The organism is Xenorhabdus entomophaga, assembly GCF_037996725.1.
Lineage (GTDB): Bacteria > Pseudomonadota > Gammaproteobacteria > Enterobacterales > Enterobacteriaceae > Xenorhabdus > Xenorhabdus khoisanae.
In genome coordinates this window covers 1-19,260 of sequence record NZ_JBBMXH010000093.1, presented here as the reverse complement: position 1 = coordinate 19,260, position 19,260 = coordinate 1, and the positions used below count along the sequence as shown (strand labels likewise).

At 49.4% G+C, this 19,260-nt stretch carries 21 protein-coding genes; 20 read left to right on the top strand and 1 reads right to left on the bottom strand.

Annotated elements, in window-relative coordinates:
• Positions 1-219 precede the first annotated feature (219 nt).
• From AAC854_RS17060 to AAC854_RS17020, 9 genes are all read left to right on the top strand, one after another.
• The gene (locus AAC854_RS17060; RefSeq protein ID WP_340618170.1) at positions 220-1,107 is read left to right on the top strand and encodes a ParA family protein; all 888 of its coding nucleotides are present in this window, start codon (positions 220-222) and stop codon (positions 1,105-1,107) included.
• Positions 1,104-1,499: a hypothetical protein gene (locus AAC854_RS17055; RefSeq protein WP_340618169.1), complete on the top strand. Its 396-nt coding sequence runs from the start codon at positions 1,104-1,106 to the stop codon at positions 1,497-1,499. The genes AAC854_RS17060 and AAC854_RS17055 overlap by 4 nt, the downstream gene beginning before the upstream one ends.
• A complete protein-coding gene (gene dnaB-PI / locus AAC854_RS17050; protein ID WP_340618168.1) occupies positions 1,483-2,847 on the top strand; it encodes an SPI-7-type island replicative DNA helicase in 1,365 nt (454 codons plus the stop codon). The genes AAC854_RS17055 and dnaB-PI overlap by 17 nt, the downstream gene beginning before the upstream one ends.
• 3 nt (positions 2,848-2,850) lie before the next feature.
• Positions 2,851-4,437 carry a ParB family protein gene (locus AAC854_RS17045; RefSeq protein ID WP_340618173.1) on the top strand — a complete coding sequence of 529 codons (1,587 nt, stop codon included), beginning with the start codon at positions 2,851-2,853 and terminating at the stop codon, positions 4,435-4,437.
• Between the two features lie 80 nt (positions 4,438-4,517).
• A complete protein-coding gene (locus AAC854_RS17040) occupies positions 4,518-5,093 on the top strand; it encodes a DUF2857 domain-containing protein (protein ID WP_340618167.1) in 576 nt (191 codons plus the stop codon).
• Between the two features lie 20 nt (positions 5,094-5,113).
• On the top strand, positions 5,114-5,371 hold the full coding sequence (locus tag AAC854_RS17035; protein WP_340618172.1) for a ParE family toxin-like protein: 258 nt from the start codon (positions 5,114-5,116) through the stop codon (positions 5,369-5,371).
• 95 nt (positions 5,372-5,466) lie between these two features.
• Positions 5,467-6,702 carry an STY4528 family pathogenicity island replication protein gene (locus AAC854_RS17030; RefSeq protein WP_340618171.1) on the top strand — a complete coding sequence of 412 codons (1,236 nt, stop codon included), beginning with the start codon at positions 5,467-5,469 and terminating at the stop codon, positions 6,700-6,702.
• A 517-nt stretch (positions 6,703-7,219) separates the two neighbouring features.
• Entirely contained in the window at positions 7,220-7,933 is a 714-nt protein-coding gene (locus tag AAC854_RS17025; protein WP_340618166.1) for a PFL_4669 family integrating conjugative element protein, read from the top strand.
• 13 nt (positions 7,934-7,946) lie between these two features.
• Complete coding sequence (locus AAC854_RS17020) at positions 7,947-9,953, top strand: DNA topoisomerase III (RefSeq protein ID WP_340618165.1); 2,007 nt, start codon at positions 7,947-7,949, stop codon at positions 9,951-9,953.
• Positions 9,954-10,008: 55 nt separating this feature from the next.
• Here the strand turns inward: AAC854_RS17020 and AAC854_RS17015 are convergent, their stop codons facing one another.
• The gene (locus tag AAC854_RS17015; protein ID WP_340618164.1) at positions 10,009-10,185 is read right to left on the bottom strand and encodes a hypothetical protein; all 177 of its coding nucleotides are present in this window, start codon (positions 10,183-10,185) and stop codon (positions 10,009-10,011) included.
• Positions 10,186-10,264: 79 nt separating this feature from the next.
• On the opposite strand from AAC854_RS17015, the gene AAC854_RS17010 reads away from it, so the two are divergent.
• From AAC854_RS17010 to AAC854_RS16960, 11 genes are all read left to right on the top strand, one after another.
• Entirely contained in the window at positions 10,265-10,729 is a 465-nt protein-coding gene (locus AAC854_RS17010) for an STY4534 family ICE replication protein (RefSeq protein WP_047964039.1), read from the top strand.
• Between the two features lie 78 nt (positions 10,730-10,807).
• A complete protein-coding gene (locus AAC854_RS17005) occupies positions 10,808-11,017 on the top strand; it encodes a hypothetical protein (RefSeq protein WP_047964040.1) in 210 nt (69 codons plus the stop codon).
• Positions 11,018-11,032: 15 nt separating this feature from the next.
• A complete protein-coding gene (gene ssb / locus AAC854_RS17000; RefSeq protein ID WP_340618163.1) occupies positions 11,033-11,551 on the top strand; it encodes a single-stranded DNA-binding protein in 519 nt (172 codons plus the stop codon).
• Positions 11,552-11,830: 279 nt separating this feature from the next.
• Positions 11,831-12,769, top strand: a complete 939-nt coding sequence (locus AAC854_RS16995; RefSeq protein ID WP_340618162.1) for an Abi family protein — start codon at positions 11,831-11,833, stop codon at positions 12,767-12,769.
• Positions 12,770-13,135: 366 nt separating this feature from the next.
• Entirely contained in the window at positions 13,136-13,399 is a 264-nt protein-coding gene (locus AAC854_RS16990) for a helix-turn-helix domain-containing protein (protein WP_340616870.1), read from the top strand.
• A gap of 175 nt (positions 13,400-13,574) precedes the next feature.
• Positions 13,575-14,123 carry a PFGI-1 class ICE element type IV pilus protein PilL2 gene (gene pilL2 / locus AAC854_RS16985; protein WP_340618161.1) on the top strand — a complete coding sequence of 183 codons (549 nt, stop codon included), beginning with the start codon at positions 13,575-13,577 and terminating at the stop codon, positions 14,121-14,123.
• Entirely contained in the window at positions 14,123-14,821 is a 699-nt protein-coding gene (locus AAC854_RS16980; protein WP_340618160.1) for a TIGR03759 family integrating conjugative element protein, read from the top strand. The genes pilL2 and AAC854_RS16980 overlap by 1 nt, the downstream gene beginning before the upstream one ends.
• The gene (locus AAC854_RS16975) at positions 14,797-15,336 is read left to right on the top strand and encodes an integrating conjugative element protein (RefSeq protein ID WP_340618159.1); all 540 of its coding nucleotides are present in this window, start codon (positions 14,797-14,799) and stop codon (positions 15,334-15,336) included. The genes AAC854_RS16980 and AAC854_RS16975 overlap by 25 nt, the downstream gene beginning before the upstream one ends.
• A complete protein-coding gene (traD, locus tag AAC854_RS16970; RefSeq protein ID WP_340618158.1) occupies positions 15,333-17,396 on the top strand; it encodes a type IV conjugative transfer system coupling protein TraD in 2,064 nt (687 codons plus the stop codon). Before AAC854_RS16975 ends, traD begins: the two co-directional genes overlap by 4 nt.
• Positions 17,396-18,154, top strand: coding sequence for a TIGR03747 family integrating conjugative element membrane protein (locus AAC854_RS16965; RefSeq protein ID WP_340618157.1), 759 nt, complete (start codon positions 17,396-17,398; stop codon positions 18,152-18,154). Before traD ends, AAC854_RS16965 begins: the two co-directional genes overlap by 1 nt.
• A gap of 154 nt (positions 18,155-18,308) precedes the next feature.
• Positions 18,309-18,935 (top strand): hypothetical protein, encoded by a 627-nt coding sequence (locus tag AAC854_RS16960; protein ID WP_340618156.1) that lies wholly within the window; start codon positions 18,309-18,311, stop codon positions 18,933-18,935.
• The last annotated feature ends 325 nt before the right edge of the window (positions 18,936-19,260 follow it).

The window sequence follows — 19,260 nt, the reverse complement described above, 5'->3', positions numbered from 1 at the left end:
GGCAAATTAGAATACCCATTGTTTAACATTTTCTTAACGGCCATAAATTTTAACTTACTTGTTAAGTCTATGATAACTAAAACAAATGAGCCTTAAAATTTTGGTGCCGGAGGCGGAATCGAACCACCGACACGGGGATTTTCAATCCCATCGTAAGTTAATTCAATGTAAAATTTCCTAATCTGACGATTTGTACGCTTAACTCTAATGAGTGTACAAATGAAGATACTTCCCATCATTTCCCCCAAAGGCGGTGAAGGTAAATCCACCCATGCTGCTAATCTGGCCGGCTTTTTTGCTGATGCCGGTCTACAGACTCTCCTGATTGATGCCGATTACTCGCAACCCACATCCAGCAGTATTTTTATGCTGGACTATGAAGCCCCCGCCGGGCTGTATGAAGTGTTAATGCAGACGGTGGATCTAAGGGAATCGAAGCGGATAATTTCCCGCTCGGTGATCAACAATCTCGATATCATTGTCTCCAACGATCCCGATGAACTCCTGCCGACGGCGATGCTGCACGCCCCTGACGGGCGCCTTCGCCTGCGCAATATTTTGCAACATCCGCTCTTTCATCAATACGATGTCATTATTATTGACTCCAAAGGCGCGACTGGTGTGATGACAGAACTGGTGGTACTGACTGCAACTCAGTTTGTGCTGGGGATAATTAAACCCATCCTGCCGGATGTCCGTGAGTTTTTGCGGGGCACGTTGCGGATGCTGACCCGACTGCAATCCTTTGAAAATTACGGTATTCAGCTGCCGCTGATCCAGATACTGGCCAATGGCATTGAAGGCACCAATCTGGACAGGGACACGCTCAATGAACTGACCGATATTATCGACCAGCAGCGCTACGATACGTCAGCATTGAGTGGCAGAAAGGTTTATCAGTTGCTGAACACCCGGATAGATCTACTGGATATCTACAAACTGGGTCACGTTCGCGCCCAGCCTGTTCATCGCCTGGAATATAAAACTCCCCGCAAAAGTCCCGCCGCCGCCCAGACCATGCACAGTCTGGCCTGTGAACTGTTTCCCGAATGGCAGGAGAAATTTGATGCCGTGCTGGTCAACCAACCGACGGGGAGCTCGCAATGAATATTATCTGGCGAGCTATCTGTTTTTGCTATGACAATGCAGAATTACCGTTCACGGATACACAGGATGAATGGTTTGTGTTTGTCGATGCGCCTGATCGTAAAGCAGCACTGGAGAAATTCCAGACATTATTACCCGTTATCTGGGAGGTTTCGCCGGAGAACGTCGAGCATTTCAGTCCCCGTCATGAAGATGAATTGCGTGAACTGTCACTGATGTCCGGTACACCGGATGATTTGGCCCTGCTGGAATGCGGCTGGCATGAGGGAAAGCCGCAGTATTTAACCGCAAAAGAAGTCCTGTTCTGGGTTTCTTCCCCGTATCTGCAACAGCGTTTAGTGAGGGTACTGAATGCCGTCAACAGGGAGGTGACCAATGAATCTGGATCATGATGTGTTACAGGCCATCAGTGAAGCAGAACCCAGTTATGCTTATGCCGAAGTAGGCGTGATTGGCGGACTGGTACTGGAGAATGATCGCTGGGATAGCGTTGTTCAGCTGCTGGCCGCCGACGATTTTTTCTTCCCGGCACACCGAATAATCTATCAGGCCATTGCTGAACTGAGCGAAAAAAACTGTCCGTTTGACCTGATCACCCTGACTGACAGGCTGACACAGCGGGGGCAAATAGACAGCGTCGGTGGTTTTGCCTATGTGGCGGAAGTGTGTAAAAACACGCCCAGTGCGGCCAATATTGAGGAATATGCCCGCATTGTGGCAGAAAAAAGCCGGTTACGTCAGTTACTGGCACTGGGTAAATCCCTCAGCGCGGAAGTTTTTCAGCCCAATATCCGGTCAGAAGCCCTGATTGAGCAGGCAGAAAGTCACTTGTTTAATCTGGCGGAAAATGGCACAGCCCGGCAACATCAGGCAGTGACCCTGCTGCAAGGGGCGGATGCTCTGATTGCCCATCTGGAGCGCATCCAGGGCAGCAATGGGATCACGGGCACCCCCACGGGATTTCAGCAACTGGATGAAATGACCTGTGGCTTACAGGCAGGCGACCTCATTCTGCTGGCCGCCCGTCCTTCCATGGGGAAAACGGCACTGGGGCTGGCCTGTTGTCTCGGTGCGCTGCGGCATCGGGACGAGGCGGTGGTACAGATTTTCAGCCTGGAAATGCCAACCTCACAACTGATGATGCGCCTGTCTGCCATGGAAGGTGGCGTGGCATTAACCGCGCTGCGCAGTGGCCTGCTGGACGATGAACAGTGGGGACGCATCAGCCAGAGCCTGGATCAGTTTGCTCAATGGGATCAACGGCTGATTATCGATGATTGCAGTCACCAGACGCCTGCACTATTGCGCGCCCGTGCCCGCCGCTATACCCGTCAATACGGTAAACCTGCCCTGATTATGGTGGATTATCTCCAGTTAATGTGCGCCCCCGGACAGGAAAACCGCACACAGGAGATTGCCGATATCTCCCGCAGCCTGAAAGCGTTGGGCAAAGAACTGGATTGCCCCGTACTTGCGTTGTCCCAGCTTAACCGGCAAGTCGAAAATCGCCCGGATAAACGCCCCAATAATGGCGATCTGCGCGATTCCGGCTCTTTGGAGCAGGACGCCGATTTGATCCTGCACCTTTACCGCGATGAAGTCTACCATTCGGAAACACCGGACGTTGGGATTGCCGAAATCATTATCGGTAAGCAGCGTCAGGGACCGACAGGCACGGTGCGTGTGCGGTTTGACGGCCGGTATACGCGTTTTTTTGATATTGACAGCGACGGGAGGTAAATGGTGGGACGCAATACGTTGAATTTAGGCAGCGCCTTGTTACAGCAGGGACGACAGGCCGTGGCTACCCGCAATGACAGCCCGCCGATGGCGGAAATGCCGATGGTATTGACATTAGATCAGCTACACCCCAATCCGGATAACCCCCGCACCAATCGCAACCCGCGTTATGACGATATCAAGGCGTCAATCAAAGCCCGCGGGCTGGATACGGTGCCGAAAGTGACGCGTGATCCGGACGGTGACGAGGCTTACATTTTCAGTGATGGCGGGAATACGCGTTACCAGATCCTGTCCGAGCTGTGGCAGGAAACCGGAGATGAGCGTTTTTATCGCATTCACTGCCTGTTTAAACCGTGGCCGGGGCGTTTACAGTGCGTTATCGGACACTTGGCCGAAAATGAGTTGCGGGGCGATCTCAGTTTTATTGAAAAAGCACAGGGTATCCGCAAGGCAAGGACAATTTATGAAGAGCAGCAACAGAAAAAAATCTCCCTGCGGGAATTGTCAGCGCTGTTGCGTCAGGCGGGTTTCCCTGTCAGCGACGGTCACATCAGCCGGATGGAGCATACTGTGAAATACCTTTACCCTTGGATGCCTAACCTGCTGGAATCCGGGCTGGGTTCGTCACAGATAAGACCTTTACTGGCCTTGCGGTTGGATGCCGAGGTGGTCTGGCAACAGCATGTGACCAGTATAAACCCGGAACCGACCGTCACCTTTGATGAGGTCTTTGGTGCCTGCTGCCGCAAATTTGATTCCCCTGAGTCTTGGTCGCCGGAAATGTTCCGGGATGAACTGATCGGCGATTTATTGCAGGCCCTGCCGCACCCGCTGCTCAATTACGACCGCTGGGTACTGGAATTAGATCCGAAAGAAAGTAATCGTCGGCAGCTATTTGGTGAACAGACCACCACGTCTGATACGGTGTTGGTATCGGAAAATCCTGAGATGAATAAACCGGCGCAGGTTCGAATGCCAAACAGGGAATCGAATCTGCGCCGCCTTTCTCAGTCCGCAACCCAGACAGTGCAGGCACCTGAACTGGAACCCGCGCTGGTCGATAAGGCACCTGTGTCTACCCCGTTAAATCCGGTTATTCCGCCTTATCAGCCGGATAACGCGGATAATCCACCTGAATCAGTGTTGCCTGTGTCTGAAACCGAATATCTGGCTTTTGCCCAGGCGGGGCTGGAGCCGGTCAGTTCGGTCTGGGAAATTTCCCCGATGCAGGATGATATTGAACACCTGCAAAACATGGCGTTCCGGCTGGCGTTTGAACTGGCAGAAGTGATGGAATGTGACGGTGATTTACTGTCTGTGTCAGTGGTGGATTCAGCGGGCTTCTGCCTGATTGATGGGCAGGATGCCCATCCTTTTTCGTCTTTATTGTTCAGTCTGACCGGAGAGAACACGGCTGATCATGGTGAACTGACACTGGCTGCCGTTCTGCTCGGCACCGCCAGACATGAAGATATACCGTTACTGGATGATATCCAGACCGTCAAGTTCCTGCGGCTTATCCGGGTGCTCCGTCGTCTGCGTGAGCTTCAGCGTCAAATGACACCAGAGATGATAGCGATGGCGTGATCCCGGTGCATCGTGTGGGGTGTCTGTTTTCCAATGTGTTGTTCATTACATTTTGACTGGCCTGATAGTGGAGGAAGTGGATGAATCATTTATCGCAAGCGACAAATAGCCTGCTGATGCAGCTGGTGATGGATTTGAAGAACGGCTATATCCGCCGTTGTGAGGCGCTGGGGCTGGCACCCAACGAGATGCTGATGTTGCAGCGCCTGACGATTGAGGATTTGCACTATCTGGGTAACAGCCCGGTGTCGGTGCTGAATGTCCATATTCATCACACTAATCTGGTGCGTCTCTTACAACAGGCGCGTATCGAGCAGCAGCGGATGCAGCGTATTGACCGGGCACTGGAATTAGGCGGCTCTATCGAGCTGATGCACTATTTTTTTGGCCTGTCCAGTCTGGAAATCGCCGCCCGACGACGTATTGCCGGCATGGCAGTCCGGCCTGGGCGCGGCTCGCCACTGACGGAAGATGAAAGCCGTGACTTGTGGCAACGCTGGCAGGCGGCAATGATTACCGATGCGGACAGTGCTGAAGGGCTGGATATCATGATGGAGATGGCTGAGTACCATGCGGTCTCACTGACGTCCGTCTGGCGTGCAGTGAAGGATTGGCAGAACAGCGGGGCACCTGAGCCTGTCAAAAAACAGGCATGAAACAGGGAATGAAGGAAACGATGTCAGAAAAATTAACGGAAATGATGCCCGGCCTGCATGTCCCCTTGACGGCACCACTGTTATTTCGCCGCAAGGCGCAACATCAGGTGAGGTGCTACCAGCGGGGCGAGCGCAATTACGTCCGGCTAAAAGAAAAAGGCAAAGGATATCTGAAAATCAATGTGGGGCTGTTCTGGCGGTTGTTAAGTCGTGATGACGGACACTCGTGGGAGCTGATGCACCATGAACGCTACAACAATGAAATTCGTAAATCATAAATGTGACTGAAGTTGTGTCATTCTGCACCTTGTCAATGCAACAGGGTGCAGCCATGACATTATTTTTTTAAGGCTAACGCCGCAGAAAAGGGAATATCATGAACCTGTCCGCAGACAGCATAATTGCACACACCGTTGCCAAAATGAAAATCCGTCTGGCACAACGCTCAGACGATGACGTCTCACAACTGCGCAGTGGTCTGCTGTTTATGGGCAATATTCATGATGCCTATCCCCGCCGTCTGTTGCTGGATGATCGCCTGTCGCCACTGGATAAAACGGGCTGGATGATGATCCGCCTGTATGCCCAGCAAAATGAAGGTGCGGTTTTCCCCAGTTATGACGAATTGCAGATCCTGCTGGCTTCGCCGTATAAAGGTAAAGCCTCCCGTGAAACGGTCAGCCGGGTATTACTGATGCTGCGAATCACTGGCTGGCTGAGTTTATGCAAGCGTATCCGGGATGAACACGGACGGGTGCGGGGCAATATCTATGCGCAGCACGATGAGCCTCTGACCTGCCGTGATGCCGAAATTCTCGATCCCCACTGGCTGGATACGGTGGCAGAAGCCTGTCGCAGTAAAAACCGTACTATCAGTCAGACCGCTTGGAACGTCCTGACCGACATCAAAGACGACCCGCTGATGCGCCATCGTCACAGTCATATTCGCCTGCTGGAAGAAAGGTTGAATGCCGTGCAGACGCCGCAGCAAAGTGTCATGAGCCAGAAGCTGGGTTCTGAGCTGCAAAAGGAAGCGGTGCAAACCGAACTTAGGGGAATTCAGCCGGATTCGGAAACCGAACTGAGTCCACTAACGGGGCAGGCTGAGCTGAATTCGGTATCCGAACTCAGTCTGAAATCAACGTCTTATAGTGGATCAGCTAAACCGAACCGTTATGTACGTTCTTTCACACAGAGTGTGAATAAAAAAACATACGTAGAACCACAGTCCGCTATTTTTCTGCCAGAGGGGCTTTGCCGACAACTGGAGCCGGAAGACGTGACGATGCTGAACAGCCAGTTGCAGGCGCTGCCTGCTGAACAGGCACAGACTGTACTGAATTGTCTGGGTAAGGCGTTACAGGCAGGGAAAATCGGCAATCCGGTTGGCTGGTTGCTGGCGATGATGAAACGGGCACGGGAAGGGAAATTATACGGGCAATCTGAAACCGCTGTTACCGTGCCCGCCACTGCGAAGAAGCCGGTTGAATTCACTCAACATGTTGAGCGTCCCGCTTCACCTTCCTCACAAGCCCATGTCCGCAGCATAGTGAAAGACATTCGTCAAAGGCTGACGCTGGCAAAATATCACCGTGATGTTATTGATTAAAAAACGCCCACTGCTGGCACTGCCAGCACTGATTAAAAAATCGTCTTTTTACGATGAGCAGACTTCCTGTGGAAAGACAGTCTGGTCAGAATGGCACTTTGCTTTTTCTTTATTCCCGATGATGTTTCGGCCAAATCAGCTCGTATGACGCTTCCGTTTTTATTTCTGTATAAATATCATACAGTGCTGGCAGTGCCAGTACTGACTAAAAAATCGCCTTTTTACGATGATCAGACTTTCTGTGGAAAGACAGTCTGATCAGGATGGTACTTTGCTTTTTCTTTATTCCCGATGATGTTTCGGTCAAATTAGGTCGTATGACGCTTCTGTTTTGTTGTTGTGTAAATATCGTACAATGCTGGCAGTGCCAGCATTGCCTGAAAAATAATCGATTTTAACCTCAAGTCAATCCCGTCGATTTTTCCTCTTGTTCCATAACTGGTTATCCATTGAGTTGCAGACGTCTTTGCCCTAATAGTCCCACAGACTTATCAAGGCAATACAGGAGTTTTTGTGCATGTCTGATTTAGAAGAAAAGCAATCATCCCAACCGCACTTACGTGCGGGCGTCTTAAAATCCTCATTAACGATTGAACTGCATACCCACTATGCGATCCGGCTTTGGGCAGGGCGCAGGCGGGAAGAGATCAGCAATCCACGAAAATTTTCAGGTATTCTCGGGATGCCACAGGTGATTAAACGCGCGGGCACTATCAGTGTGGATTCCGCCGCCGATAATCCTTATGCCGATACCTGGCTGGTGAAACTGGAACACGCACTGGATACGGCTTCCGTCAATCTCCAGCAGAGTATTGCCACTTTGCAGGATACCCTGAATGCCGTACCACAGCAGATCACCTTATCCGCTGTTTCCTCTGTCGAGCCGCTGAATATCGGCGTCTACAGCCACTCCCCGTTGGGTTATCGCTGTGTCTGGTTGCTGGTTGGTTACGATCAATTGGCAATGAAAACGTTTCAGGCTTTCCATTACGGACTGATTTCACGCCCGGAGCGTGATGCCTTTCTGTTCAATGGCAGCAGCGCCATCCGCCAGATTTACGGCATTGTGCGCTCTTACCGTTCACTGGCGGTTACTCGCCAGGATATTGCAGAGAAAACCCCAGCAGGGCTTGAGGCGATTAAACTGCTGGGTGAACCGCATCCCGATATTTTATCAGGCAAGTTGCGCTCGCTTTTCTCGCTGCCGTTACGTCCGATTAAACAGAACTGATGGAGGGGGTGCGATGCAGCTTTATTTGTGTGAAAAGCCCTCTCAGGCCAAAGATATTGCCAAAGTGCTGGGTGTGAAACAGCGCGGACAGGGTTTTCTTTTTAGTTCCAGTATCACCGTCACCTGGGCCATCGGGCATTTGCTGGAGGTGGCTGCCCCCGAACACTATGGCGAGCAATTTGGTCCGCCGTGGCGTATGGATGTCCTGCCGGTGCTACCCGCTCAATGGCAATGGTCGGTAAAAAAAGAGACCGCCGGGCAGTTTGCAGTAATTCAGCAGTTATTGAAACAGGCCGATGAGGTGATTATTGCCACCGATGCTGACCGTGAGGGGGAAGTGATTGCCCGTGAGTTGCTGGAGTATTGTCGTTTCACCGGTACGGTCAGGCGGCTGTGGCTGTCGGCACTGGATGAAACCAGCATCCGGCAGGCACTGGCGGCAATATTACCGGGCGAGCAGACGGCAGCACTCTATCAGGCCGGACTGGGGCGGGCACGGGCCGACTGGTTAACGGGCATCAACCTGACCCGCCTGTATACCCTGAAAGCGCAGGCACTGGGTTTTGGTGAGGTGCTGTCCATCGGACGGGTGCAGACCCCGACACTGGCACTGGTGGTGAACCGGGATAAGGCTATCAATCAGTTTGTGCCAAAACCGTACTGGCAATTGGTTGCCAAACTGGAAAAAGACAACATTCGTTTTCGAGCCAAATGGCAGCCTGTAGCGGATGATAGCGATGAAGAAAACCGTTGTATTAAGCCGGATATTGTTCAGGCCGTTCAGCAACGTTGTCAGCAGGCAACACACGCTATCGTGATGGACGTCAGCAAAAAGCGGGAGAAAGTACCGCCCCCACTTTGTTTTGATTTGGGCACGTTGCAGCAGGCTGCTTCTCGTCACTGGGGCATGGGAGCGAGTCAGGTGCTGGCGATTGCCCAGTCCCTGTATGAAACCCATAAAGCCACGACTTATCCGCGCACGGATTGCGGCTATCTTCCCGTATCCATGCAGGCAGATATTCCTGTAGTACTGACAGCACTGGCGCGAACAGACCCTGCTATGACCGCTATTATCAGCCAACTGGATAGACAACTCGTGTCCCGGGTCTGGAATGACAAAAAAATCACGGCACACCATGCCATTATTCCCACGCGTCACGTCTTTGATATCACCCGCTTAACGACCGATGAGCTAAAGGTTTATCAGCTTATCCGTCAGCATTACTTGGCACAATTTCTGCCGACGCAGGAAACGGATGTGAATGAGGTAACGCTGGATATCGGCGGGCAATTATTCCGGGTAAAAGGCCGGGTTAATGTGATTACGGGCTGGAAAGCGCTGTTTACCGATGAGTCAGGAGAAAATGGAAAGGAGGAAGAAAAGGAAACCGATTTACCGCTACCGGCACTTAATCAGGGTGATCGCTGTCAGATTATTGAGGCAAAAATTCAGCCACTCCACACCAAACCGCCGGCACCGTTTACTGAAGGTACGCTGATTGCCGCGATGAAAAATGCCGCCAGTCTGGTCAGTGATCCGCAACTGAAACAAGTCTTGCGCGAGAGTGCCGGGTTGGGTACGGAAGCGACCCGGGCCGGGATTCTGGATACCTTGTTTAAACGCCAGCTGATTGAGCGGAAAAAGAAAGCGATCCACGCGACGCCTTTGGCGCAGGAATTGATTGCCGGGCTGCCAGCGGTGCTGACAGATCCGGGCATGACCGCGTTATGGGAGCAGTCGCTGGAGGATATTGCGCAGGGTAAGGCATCACTGGCGGTTTTTATGCAAAAACAGGCACAGTGGATTCAGCATTTAGTCGAACGGGGTAAGGCACAGCCGCTACATCTGACGTTGCCGAAAACACCCGAATGTCCGAACTGTGGCGGCCGGATGCGGCAACGGCAGGGGAAAAGCGCGCCGTTCTGGGGTTGCGTGAACTATCCGGGCTGTAAAGGCATGCTGAATGACAAAGCGGTAACACAATCGCGCAAGGTCAGACGGGCAAATCAGAAAGTCTGAAGATCTGGTTGTTGATTGACGTGCTGACGGGATGCTTTAAGAATCAACCTGTTTCTTAAATGATCGAGGAGCCTGCAACGATCGCCTCCGGGTGGCTGTAAAACTCCCGTAGCCTGAAAGGGAGTGCCTCAACGCGGTACATCTGCCCACCTTTGGAAGCAGATATCATCCCGATGGATGATGAAGGTTCATTATTCTTTATCAGAACGTCAGCAACGTCACTGTCTGACACCCGGCGGGGAACATCATTCCCGTCAGGGATGGGATTTTCTCCGTTGCACCTTATTTTTGACCTCCATGGAGAAAATTGTATGTCTGAGAACGCAACACCCTTAACCAAAAATGACTATTTCAACCTGAATATTAAAGGCCTGGGCTATTTGAATAATATCCGCCATGTCAGCACGGCCAATGGCACGTTCCTGAGCTGCGTGATCAATGCGTTAAATGGCCCCGGTGATAATCCGGTCTATGTGCGTTTTGATATTACCGTGGTCGGCAAGGAGGCGACAAGTTTGATTGCCCGTTGCCAGAAATCGGTGGATGAGGACAAAAAAGTGTTGCTGGGTTTCACACTAAGCAATCCTTCCACCGATATTTTTACCCTGAAACGCGGGGATCATGCCGGTGAACAGCGCGTCAGCCTGAAAGCCCGGTTGATCAAGGTTGACTGGATTAAAATCGGTCAGGACAAGGTCTATCAGGCCGAACAATCCGATTCGACGCCTCCACAGAATGGTGTCGCACAAACCGAATATGCAGAAAACTCGTTCTGATATTCATTCTACTCCACTGACTTGCCCTGAATGTTTTCAGGGCAGTCTCTTTGCTAACAAATACAATAGGGTACAGACATGAATATCGCACCGATTGGTGTTCTGGCACAGCAATATTGCCATAAGCAATTACCGTTAACCGTGTTGCGAAGTCGTGCAGGTTTTTATATCGGCACAATGGATGAGGGCGAACCGTGTTCCCGTGAGTCGGTGGAATATTTTGCCCACCGTGAACTGGCCGAATTTGCCCTGAAACAAGGGTGCTGGACACAGCGTCAATCACTGTAACAAGGAGAAATGGGTATGTCTTCGCGTGGAATTAACAAGGTGATTTTAGTCGGACATCTGGGGCAAGATCCGGAAATCCGTTACCTGCCAACGGGCGGCACAGTGGCAACGCTTTCACTGGCCACCTCAGAAAGCTGGCGGGATAAACAAACGGGCGAAATTCGGGAGAAAACCGAATGGCACCGGGTGGTGATCTTCGGCAAGTTAGCGGAAATTGCGGCGGAATACCTGCAAAAAGGCGTTCAGGTTTACATTGAAGGCCAGTTGCAAACGCGTAAGTGGCAGGACCAACAGGGGCAGGATCGCTATTCAACGGAAGTGGTGGTGAGTGTCAATGGCACAATGCAGATGCTGGGAAGCCGTGGAGAGGCAAAACAGGCGGCTGCCCAGCAGGTGGGGCATAAGCCAGCACCGAAGCCACAGCCTTCTAAGCCCATCAGTAAGGAGAGAAAAAATACGCAAACGGCTCAACCTTCTGCTTTACCGGAAGAGGAGAAAGAAGAGCTGGATTGGGCGGATGAGATCCCGTTTTGACGTGGTTTTTATCATCAACAAATTGCCCTGTTGCAACAGGGCTTCTTCATAAAATCGGTCAAAAAACGAATAAAAATCAAACCATCAGAGTTTCTTGGTATTACGTGTTATGCTAATGAATTAAAAGCATTTTTTAATATAAATAGCATTTTTTGTTAAAAAATAATACGGCACCTCTGTATACTTAAGCACAAGTACACCTGCCACGCTGAGTCCCTTATCAGGGAATGCGCAAATTGGCGGGTTTTTTTTACCTGAATTTTATGTTCCAAACACTTTATGACTACCCCTACGCAAAAGAAGATTTATCAAAAGCGTCCTGAAAATATTTCTTTTCTGATTAATAAGCTCCAGGAACGTGGCCTGATTATAAAAGATCGCAAAGTAGCAGAAAATGCCCTGACATTTATCGGTTATTACAGATTGCGGGGTTATTTTTATCCTTTTTACATTATGGATGATCAGCGTATACCACAACCGATTGAACCAAAGAATTTTGTTGCAGGAACTACGCTGGAAGATGTTATTCAGCTTTATGAATTTGACCGCAAACTACGTTTAATTATACTCGAACAAATACAAAAAGTTGAAATAGGGTTGCGAACCTGTTTGTCTGAGCATATGAGTGGAAAATATGGTGCCCATTGGTTCATGAACTTATCTGTTCTGAGCAATGATTACCACTATGAAAACTTTTTTGGTCAAATTAATGAAGCCAAAGAAACGTTTATTGAACATTATAAGAAAAAATATCACACCCCGAAATATCCGCCTTCCTGGATGATTACAGAAACATTGAGTTTTGGTTCATGGTCGAAAATGTATAAGTCGTTATTACCTGTTGACCAGAAAGCGATCGCACATAAGTTTAATGTTAAAAATTATGAAGTCATGGCATCCTGGTTTCACACATTAAGCCATATTCGTAATCTCTGTGCACATCACAACCGCATCTGGAACAGATCTTTTCGCGCATTTCCGCCTAAAAAAGGCAGTGAATTAGAGCAACATATTATTAACCCATCCACGCTTTACAGTAGGCTGGTTGTGTTAAAATATCTTTCAGATCAAGTGTCTTACAATGATGGACTAAAAACACAATTAACTGAATTGATGAAGGATAAACCCTGTTGTGTTAGATGGGAAAAAATGGGATTTATTGATAATTGGGCTGGGGCTCCACTTTGGCAGCAAGAGATTATATCTCCCTCTTCTTAGAATAAGTTAATGAGGGTGCTGCCAGTGTTATGTGTAGTGATAAATGTATCCCATGTTGTGGAATGGTTTATTCAATTTAAGTGCTCTAATAACTTAATTTACTTATTAGGCTTACCTGTTCGATTATTGAATTCGATAACACAATCGGTTAAAGTGAAAATGCTATCGGCAAAATCCGATAGTTGAGGAATCTCAGGCCTCATAAGTTCTCCACTGGTAGGATGTTTCTACCAGTGTGTCTGCTATCGCCCCTTCAATGGCGGTTCAGGCGGGGGAGACTAACGTCTCGCTGGTTGAGAACTTCCGGTACCTGAGAATCCCTGTCTGAACCACCACCATCAATAATCAACAGAAGGGGAAGCAGGTATGACTCACACTCAACAAGACTGGCACCCAGCGGATATTATTGCTGCCTTGCGTAAACGTGGTACCACACTCGCCAAATTATCCCGCGAATCAGGATTAAGTTCCTCTACACTGGCAAATGCCCTGTCCCGCCCGTGGCCGAAAGGCGAATATATTATTGCAAACACGTTGGAAATAGCGCCGTCTGAAATCTGGCCCAGCCGCTATTTTGATCATGATGGCAATTTGATTGATCGAAAAGTGCGTAAATCGTTTGCTGAATAATGCCCTGTTATCATCCATCACACTGAATACGATAATATTTGTTCAGGGTTTATCCGCTATTTTCTGTTTCGGCATGTTTATTTTCAGCAAACACAGTTGAGTTGTTCATTGAATACATCACAGGGTTCCTTGCATAGTCAGGATTATTTTACGACTGAGCAGGAACCTATTTGGTATGAAAATAAAGGTGTTAATCGGCTTAATTGCGGTAATACTGACGGGATGCACGGCTCCCGTAAAACAACCGCAATCTCAACCCTCAAAAGAAACTTTTCCTTCCGTCACGCTGACACGCAACGTTCAGCCTGTTTCACCGGATATTTATGGGCAAAAACCTGAAGTCATCCGTTATGGTCGCTATTTGCTGGTCAGCACCGACCCGACAGAGGCACAGCGTGACCCGCTTTCCCAATTAATTGATATCTCTATCCCTGCTTCTCTGAAAGCCACCGTTGCTGATGCTATGCGTTACGTATTACGTCAATCGGGCTACTCGTTATGTGCGCCTGAAAAAACCAATGACATCTTATATCGTCAGCCGTTGCCGTCTGTGCACACTCAGTTAGGCCCTGTCCGGTTGCGTACCGCGTTGCAGGTGATGGCAGGTCCAGCCTGGCAACTGGACGTGGATGAGGTACAGCGTATGGTGTGTCACCATTTGCGGCAGGGCTATCAGTTACCGACTCCGGCTAAACAATCTCAGCAGCAGGGAGGAGGGCGTTGATGAGATTAAACCGAATCGGTTTATTGGTATGGTTGCTGAGCAGTTCGGTCTGGGCAGAAACACTGACACCCTTAGCCTCGCAGCAGACACAATTGAGGGAAAACCAACAGCAATCCCTGAAAAGTCAGGCTGAACAGTGGACGTTAAGTGCGGATGAATACCAGCGTTATCAGCAACTGATGAATGGGCCTCGGGGTATCCAGTCTCCGGGGCTTGATCCGCTGACCACATTAGGCATTGAAACCGACAGTGATGCCGAACGTCGCCGCTATGCCGAACAGTGGGTCAGGGCGGAGTTCATCCGCACAGAGAAAGAGCTGCGTTTCCAGCGTGAAGTGGATGCGGCGTGGCAGCGGCTGTTTCCGGGTGTGTTGCCGGTCAATATGACAACATCACGGGAGGCAAGTGGTCGTCTGGCGTTGTTTGTCAGGGTCAAAGATTGCCCACCCTGTGAAACCCGTTTGGCCGAAGTACTGGCGGCGAAGCAACCGGTGGATATCTATCTGGTTGACAGTCAGGGTAATGACGACACATTACGCCAATGGGCCAAAAACCATCATATCCCTGTTGAGCGGGTACGTCACCGGCAAATCACGCTGAATCATGATACGGGGTACTGGTTTAGGTTTGGCAAGGGGCTGATGCCGGCATTGTTGCGACAAGGGGAACAGGGATGGCACATCACATCATTACAATAAAACGGCTGAGCCTGTTACCTATTGTTGGTTTGTTATGGATGAGTGCCTGCCAGGCTGAACTGAACGTGATTGCCGATTTAGGCGGCAAAGAGGCTGCACCCTTTTATGCAGGTATTCATGCTCAGTCAGATGATATCACTTTGCCGCCACAGCATTTTTCACCCGAGCAGGCAGGTGAAGCCACCATGTTACCGGTGAAAACACCGGAACTGACACCGGGAAAAGTGGCAAACCGACTGCTGCAACTGCCGGGCATTGGTGCGCTATTTCTGATTGGTGATGATCCCGACTCACGTCAGTGGTTAAGCCAGCATGCAGCACGACTCAAGCAATTGCACGCCGTGGGTCTGATCGTCAATGTCAGTGAAATGGCGGCGTTACAGTCACTGCGGGCATTAGTGCCGGATTTACTGTTATCACCCGCTTCCGGTACAGAGTTGGCCCGCCGTTTGCGACTGCAACATTATCCGGTGTTAATCACCGAAACCACACTTTCTCAACAGTTATCACCATGAGCCGCCGTTATGTTGTCGAAGCCCTGTTACGCCCAGCGGTAGAATTGAATACCGCGGTGGTCTCAGCCGTTGCCGCGTTTGTCTGCATCAGAGCACCCTGGGCCATCGCACTGACACCTTTAATCAGTTATGTGATGGCAGGCGGTTTTGCGGTATTGGCGATGATACGCACGTGGCAGGGCATTCAGGTGATACGCTATCGCCGAAACCTGCGCCGCTTGCCGCGTTACCAGATGAGCACAAAACAGATCCCCGTCAGCCATCAGCGCCTGTTTCTGGGCAAGGGGTTTCGCTGGCAACAAAAACACGTCCAACGTTTGCAGGATACGCGGCGACCGGAAGTCGAACGCTTTGTGCAACCGTCCCAGATATATCAGCTTGCCCGTTTACTGGAGCACCGAACGGAATACCGTTGGCCGAAATTGTCGGCCCTGTTACGCAAAGATTCCCCGTTCAATCCGGTGCGTCCTTTACCACCGGTTGGCGGCAATCCCATAATCCACGGTATTGAACCGCAGGAAGCGGAAGTGTTTATGGATCTGCGCGAACGGGTCGGGCATACCTTAGTGATGGGCACGACCCGCGTGGGAAAAACCCGGCTGGCTGAATTGCTGATAACGCAGGATATCCGACGCGGTGAAGTAGTGATTGTGTTTGATCCCAAAGGGGATGCGGGCCTGTTAAGGCGCATTTGGGCAGAAGCACACCGGGCAGAGCGTGGTAATGAACTTTTTCTCTTTCATCTGGGCTGGCCAGAAATCTCGGCACGTTATAACGCAGTCGGACGGTTTGGGCGGGTCTCGGAAGTCGCTTCCCGTCTGGCGGGGCAGCTCAGTGGCGAAGGCAACAGCGCGGCGTTCCGTGAATTTGCCTGGCGGTTTGTCAATATTGTTGCCCGCGCCTTAGTCGCTCTGGGGCATCGGCCGGATTACACCTTGATCACGCGTTACGTCAATAATATCAGCGAATTGTATCAACTCTATGCCACTAAAATGATGGCAGAACGACAGCCCGCACTGCTGGAACAAATCAACCAATCCCTTGGCAAGCTGAAAGAAAAAGATATTCCGCGCAATATGCTGGGGCAGCCGGATGCGCTGAGACTCTGGGCGATGGAAGTTACGCTGAGTTCAGAAGCCGGTAAGCAGCTTTACGATCCGATTCTGGACGGGCTGCGTTCCGCTGTACGTTATGACCGTACCTATTTTGATAAAATTGTGGCTTCCTTATTACCCCTGCTGGAAAAGCTGACCACCGGCAAAATTTCAGAACTGCTCTCGCCGGATTATCTCAATATGTCTGATTTACGCCCTATTTTCGATTGGGAGCAGGTGATCCGCAAGAACGGTATTGTCTATATCGGGCTGGATGCGCTGTCTGACAGTGATGTGGCTTCGGCAGTGGGTAACAGCATGTTTGCCGATTTGGTCAGTGTCGCGGGGCAAATCTACAAATACGGCATGAATGCGGGCTTGCCGGTGCGCCATGACGGCAAGCTGGCGATTAACCTGCATTGTGATGAATTCAATGAACTGATGGGGGATGAATTTATCCCGTTGATCAATAAAGGTGGTGGCGCCGGTATGCAGGTCACGGCCTATACCCAGACTTCATCGGATATCGAAGCCCGTATCGGCAGCCCGGCTAAAACCGCGCAGGTGATCGGTAACTTCAATACCCTGATTATGCTGCGGGTGCGGGATAACCGGACGGCAGAGCTGCTCACCAGCCAGCTGCCTGAAGTGGAAATCTACAGTAAGACCCTGGTTTCGGGGCATTCGGATATTGCGGATGTCGAACAGGGACAGGATTTTACCTCTTCCACGCAGGACAGGGTCGGCACAGTCAAAACGCCGCTGGTCACTCCTGCTGAGATGATTAATCTGCCAAAAGGACAAGCCTTTGCCTTACTGGAGGGCGGTCAGTTGTGGAAAATTCGGATGCCCTTGCCTACCGGGGATGACGACGATGCCCTGATGCCAGCGAGTTTGCAGAAAATCGCCGAACAGATGCGACGGCACTACCGTACCGGTGAAGCCTGGTGGGAAGAGAAAGCATAATGGCACAGTCAGAATCCGCTTCCCGTCAATCCACTCAACCACCGCGCAAGCATGGCCTTCTGTATCGTGTGTTATGGGAATGGCCGTGGCAAATCGCTGGGTTTATTGTGATGTCCTGGCTATTCAGCCTGTTACTGGAATATCTCGGGATGACTTTCTTCTGGCAGAATGAAGGTGCTTCTCATAGCCAGACGATGATGAAAACTGAGCTGCAATTTTTATCCACGGAATTTACCCAGAGCCTGTTGTTATCCGAACCTTCACAAACGGTCTCTGACTGGCTGGTACAGGCGTATCAATGGCTGTTTGTGGACAGTGGTTTTATGCGCTGGATACAGGGGCAGCGGCAATATCAACTCAATAACAGCAATGATTTTATGCGTGAATTCAATACAGTACTGCATGGGGTATCGAGCTATTTACAGGAATATGGGCTGGCCACGGTGTTTATCACGATGGTGACGCTGATCCGGCTGGCGATCCTGCTGTTATCCGTTCCGTTGTTTGTGATGGTGGTTTTAGTCGCAGGGGTTGACGGACTAGGACGGCGGGATTTACGGCGTTATGGTGCGGGGTATGAGTCGAGTTTTGTTTATCATCATGCCAGGCGGGGGATAAAACCAGCCTGCACTATTCCCTGTGTGCTGTATTTATCGTGGCCAAGTGTGGTGTATCCTGCGATGATATTGTTGCCGGCGGCGATAGTGCTGTGTATAGCGGTGTTTATCACAACTACGATGTTTAAGAAGTATATATGAAGCTGGATTAACACAATACGTAGCAGCATCAGCTAACAACATAACATCAATCCTATTTTTGATCTGTATTCCATTATTGGTTTAAGGTGGGGGACAACGTATTGTATTCATATTATCTTTACTTGTTTATTTTATTAGCAAAATGAGGGAGAAAATGAAAGATTTCTTTGATTATTTAGTTCACAATTACGCAGGAGTATTAGCATTGAGTGGAGCATTTTTTTCTGGTGTTGGAATAGTAATTCGCCTAATTTATAAAGGTGTTACTTTATTTAGCAATAGAAGAATCTCAAGGAATAAATATTATCTTAATGAATATTCTAATGTTATAGGCGATGAGAACAAAAAACACATAGAAGATATTATAACATCTGAAGTGATGTTTAAGATAACAAAAACGAGATCACCAAAATTAAGAAATATAATTTCAAAACTCGATCGCAATGGTGTTAGAGTTGATTACATACGTGACATTAAAAAATTAAATTTTTATGTGTTATTTGATTTTGAGCATCCAATTATTAAAACCGATTTTTATTATAAAGTAGGTAGAGTTTTTGAGTTAATGATGGGCAGTATATTTTTCACTGCTATGGTTTTGATATTTTTAATGGCATCTTATTTTGATAATAAAAACCAACAAGGATATTCTTTTTTTCTTGTAATAATTTTTATGATTTTTATTGGATTTTTCTCTGTGAGTTTTATGACGTTAAGCCCTTCTAAAAAAAGAATAAAGAATTTAAATGAAGTTTTATCAAGATATAAGGTGAATGATTAAATCATAAATTATATTTGTTGGGTAAATTCAAGATTAATATTTATGTGGCTGAGTAATGACAGGCAAAACAGATATCTGTTTTGCCTGTCATTACTCAGCAGACAAGCCGCTTGGCGGCGCGTCAGTCTTACCAGTTAATGTTGATACTTTGACGGTACATTCACCACCTGTGTCATCCATTCAAACCAGTCACATGCTCTATGGGCACGGCTACCCCAGGGCGCGAGCATACTCTGATTAATTTTCACCCAAAGAAAACTCTTGCCCGATAATCATCACACCAACTCGCTTTTTTAAGCTTATTTCTTTGGCTGGGTGCACCGCA

What these genes read in the sequence shown, in the direction of transcription:
- AAC854_RS16965 (WP_340618157.1), top strand. Translation starts at nt 17,396, where the DNA reads ATGGCACAGTCAGAATCCGCTTCCCGTCAATCCACTCAACCACCGCGC.
- AAC854_RS16960 (WP_340618156.1), top strand. Translation starts at nt 18,309, where the DNA reads ATGAAAGATTTCTTTGATTATTTAGTTCACAATTACGCAGGAGTATTA.
- AAC854_RS17055 (WP_340618169.1), top strand. Translation starts at nt 1,104, where the DNA reads ATGAATATTATCTGGCGAGCTATCTGTTTTTGCTATGACAATGCAGAA.
- ssb (WP_340618163.1), top strand. Translation starts at nt 11,033, where the DNA reads ATGTCTTCGCGTGGAATTAACAAGGTGATTTTAGTCGGACATCTGGGG.
- AAC854_RS16995 (WP_340618162.1), top strand. Translation starts at nt 11,831, where the DNA reads ATGACTACCCCTACGCAAAAGAAGATTTATCAAAAGCGTCCTGAAAAT.
- AAC854_RS17005 (WP_047964040.1), top strand. Translation starts at nt 10,808, where the DNA reads ATGAATATCGCACCGATTGGTGTTCTGGCACAGCAATATTGCCATAAG.
- AAC854_RS17020 (WP_340618165.1), top strand. Translation starts at nt 7,947, where the DNA reads ATGCAGCTTTATTTGTGTGAAAAGCCCTCTCAGGCCAAAGATATTGCC.
- dnaB-PI (WP_340618168.1), top strand. Translation starts at nt 1,483, where the DNA reads ATGAATCTGGATCATGATGTGTTACAGGCCATCAGTGAAGCAGAACCC.
- AAC854_RS17025 (WP_340618166.1), top strand. Translation starts at nt 7,220, where the DNA reads ATGTCTGATTTAGAAGAAAAGCAATCATCCCAACCGCACTTACGTGCG.
- AAC854_RS16990 (WP_340616870.1), top strand. Translation starts at nt 13,136, where the DNA reads ATGACTCACACTCAACAAGACTGGCACCCAGCGGATATTATTGCTGCC.
- AAC854_RS17035 (WP_340618172.1), top strand. Translation starts at nt 5,114, where the DNA reads ATGTCAGAAAAATTAACGGAAATGATGCCCGGCCTGCATGTCCCCTTG.
- AAC854_RS16975 (WP_340618159.1), top strand. Translation starts at nt 14,797, where the DNA reads ATGGCACATCACATCATTACAATAAAACGGCTGAGCCTGTTACCTATT.
- AAC854_RS16980 (WP_340618160.1), top strand. Translation starts at nt 14,123, where the DNA reads ATGAGATTAAACCGAATCGGTTTATTGGTATGGTTGCTGAGCAGTTCG.
- pilL2 (WP_340618161.1), top strand. Translation starts at nt 13,575, where the DNA reads ATGAAAATAAAGGTGTTAATCGGCTTAATTGCGGTAATACTGACGGGA.
- AAC854_RS17010 (WP_047964039.1), top strand. Translation starts at nt 10,265, where the DNA reads ATGTCTGAGAACGCAACACCCTTAACCAAAAATGACTATTTCAACCTG.
- AAC854_RS17060 (WP_340618170.1), top strand. Translation starts at nt 220, where the DNA reads ATGAAGATACTTCCCATCATTTCCCCCAAAGGCGGTGAAGGTAAATCC.
- AAC854_RS17040 (WP_340618167.1), top strand. Translation starts at nt 4,518, where the DNA reads ATGAATCATTTATCGCAAGCGACAAATAGCCTGCTGATGCAGCTGGTG.
- traD (WP_340618158.1), top strand. Translation starts at nt 15,333, where the DNA reads ATGAGCCGCCGTTATGTTGTCGAAGCCCTGTTACGCCCAGCGGTAGAA.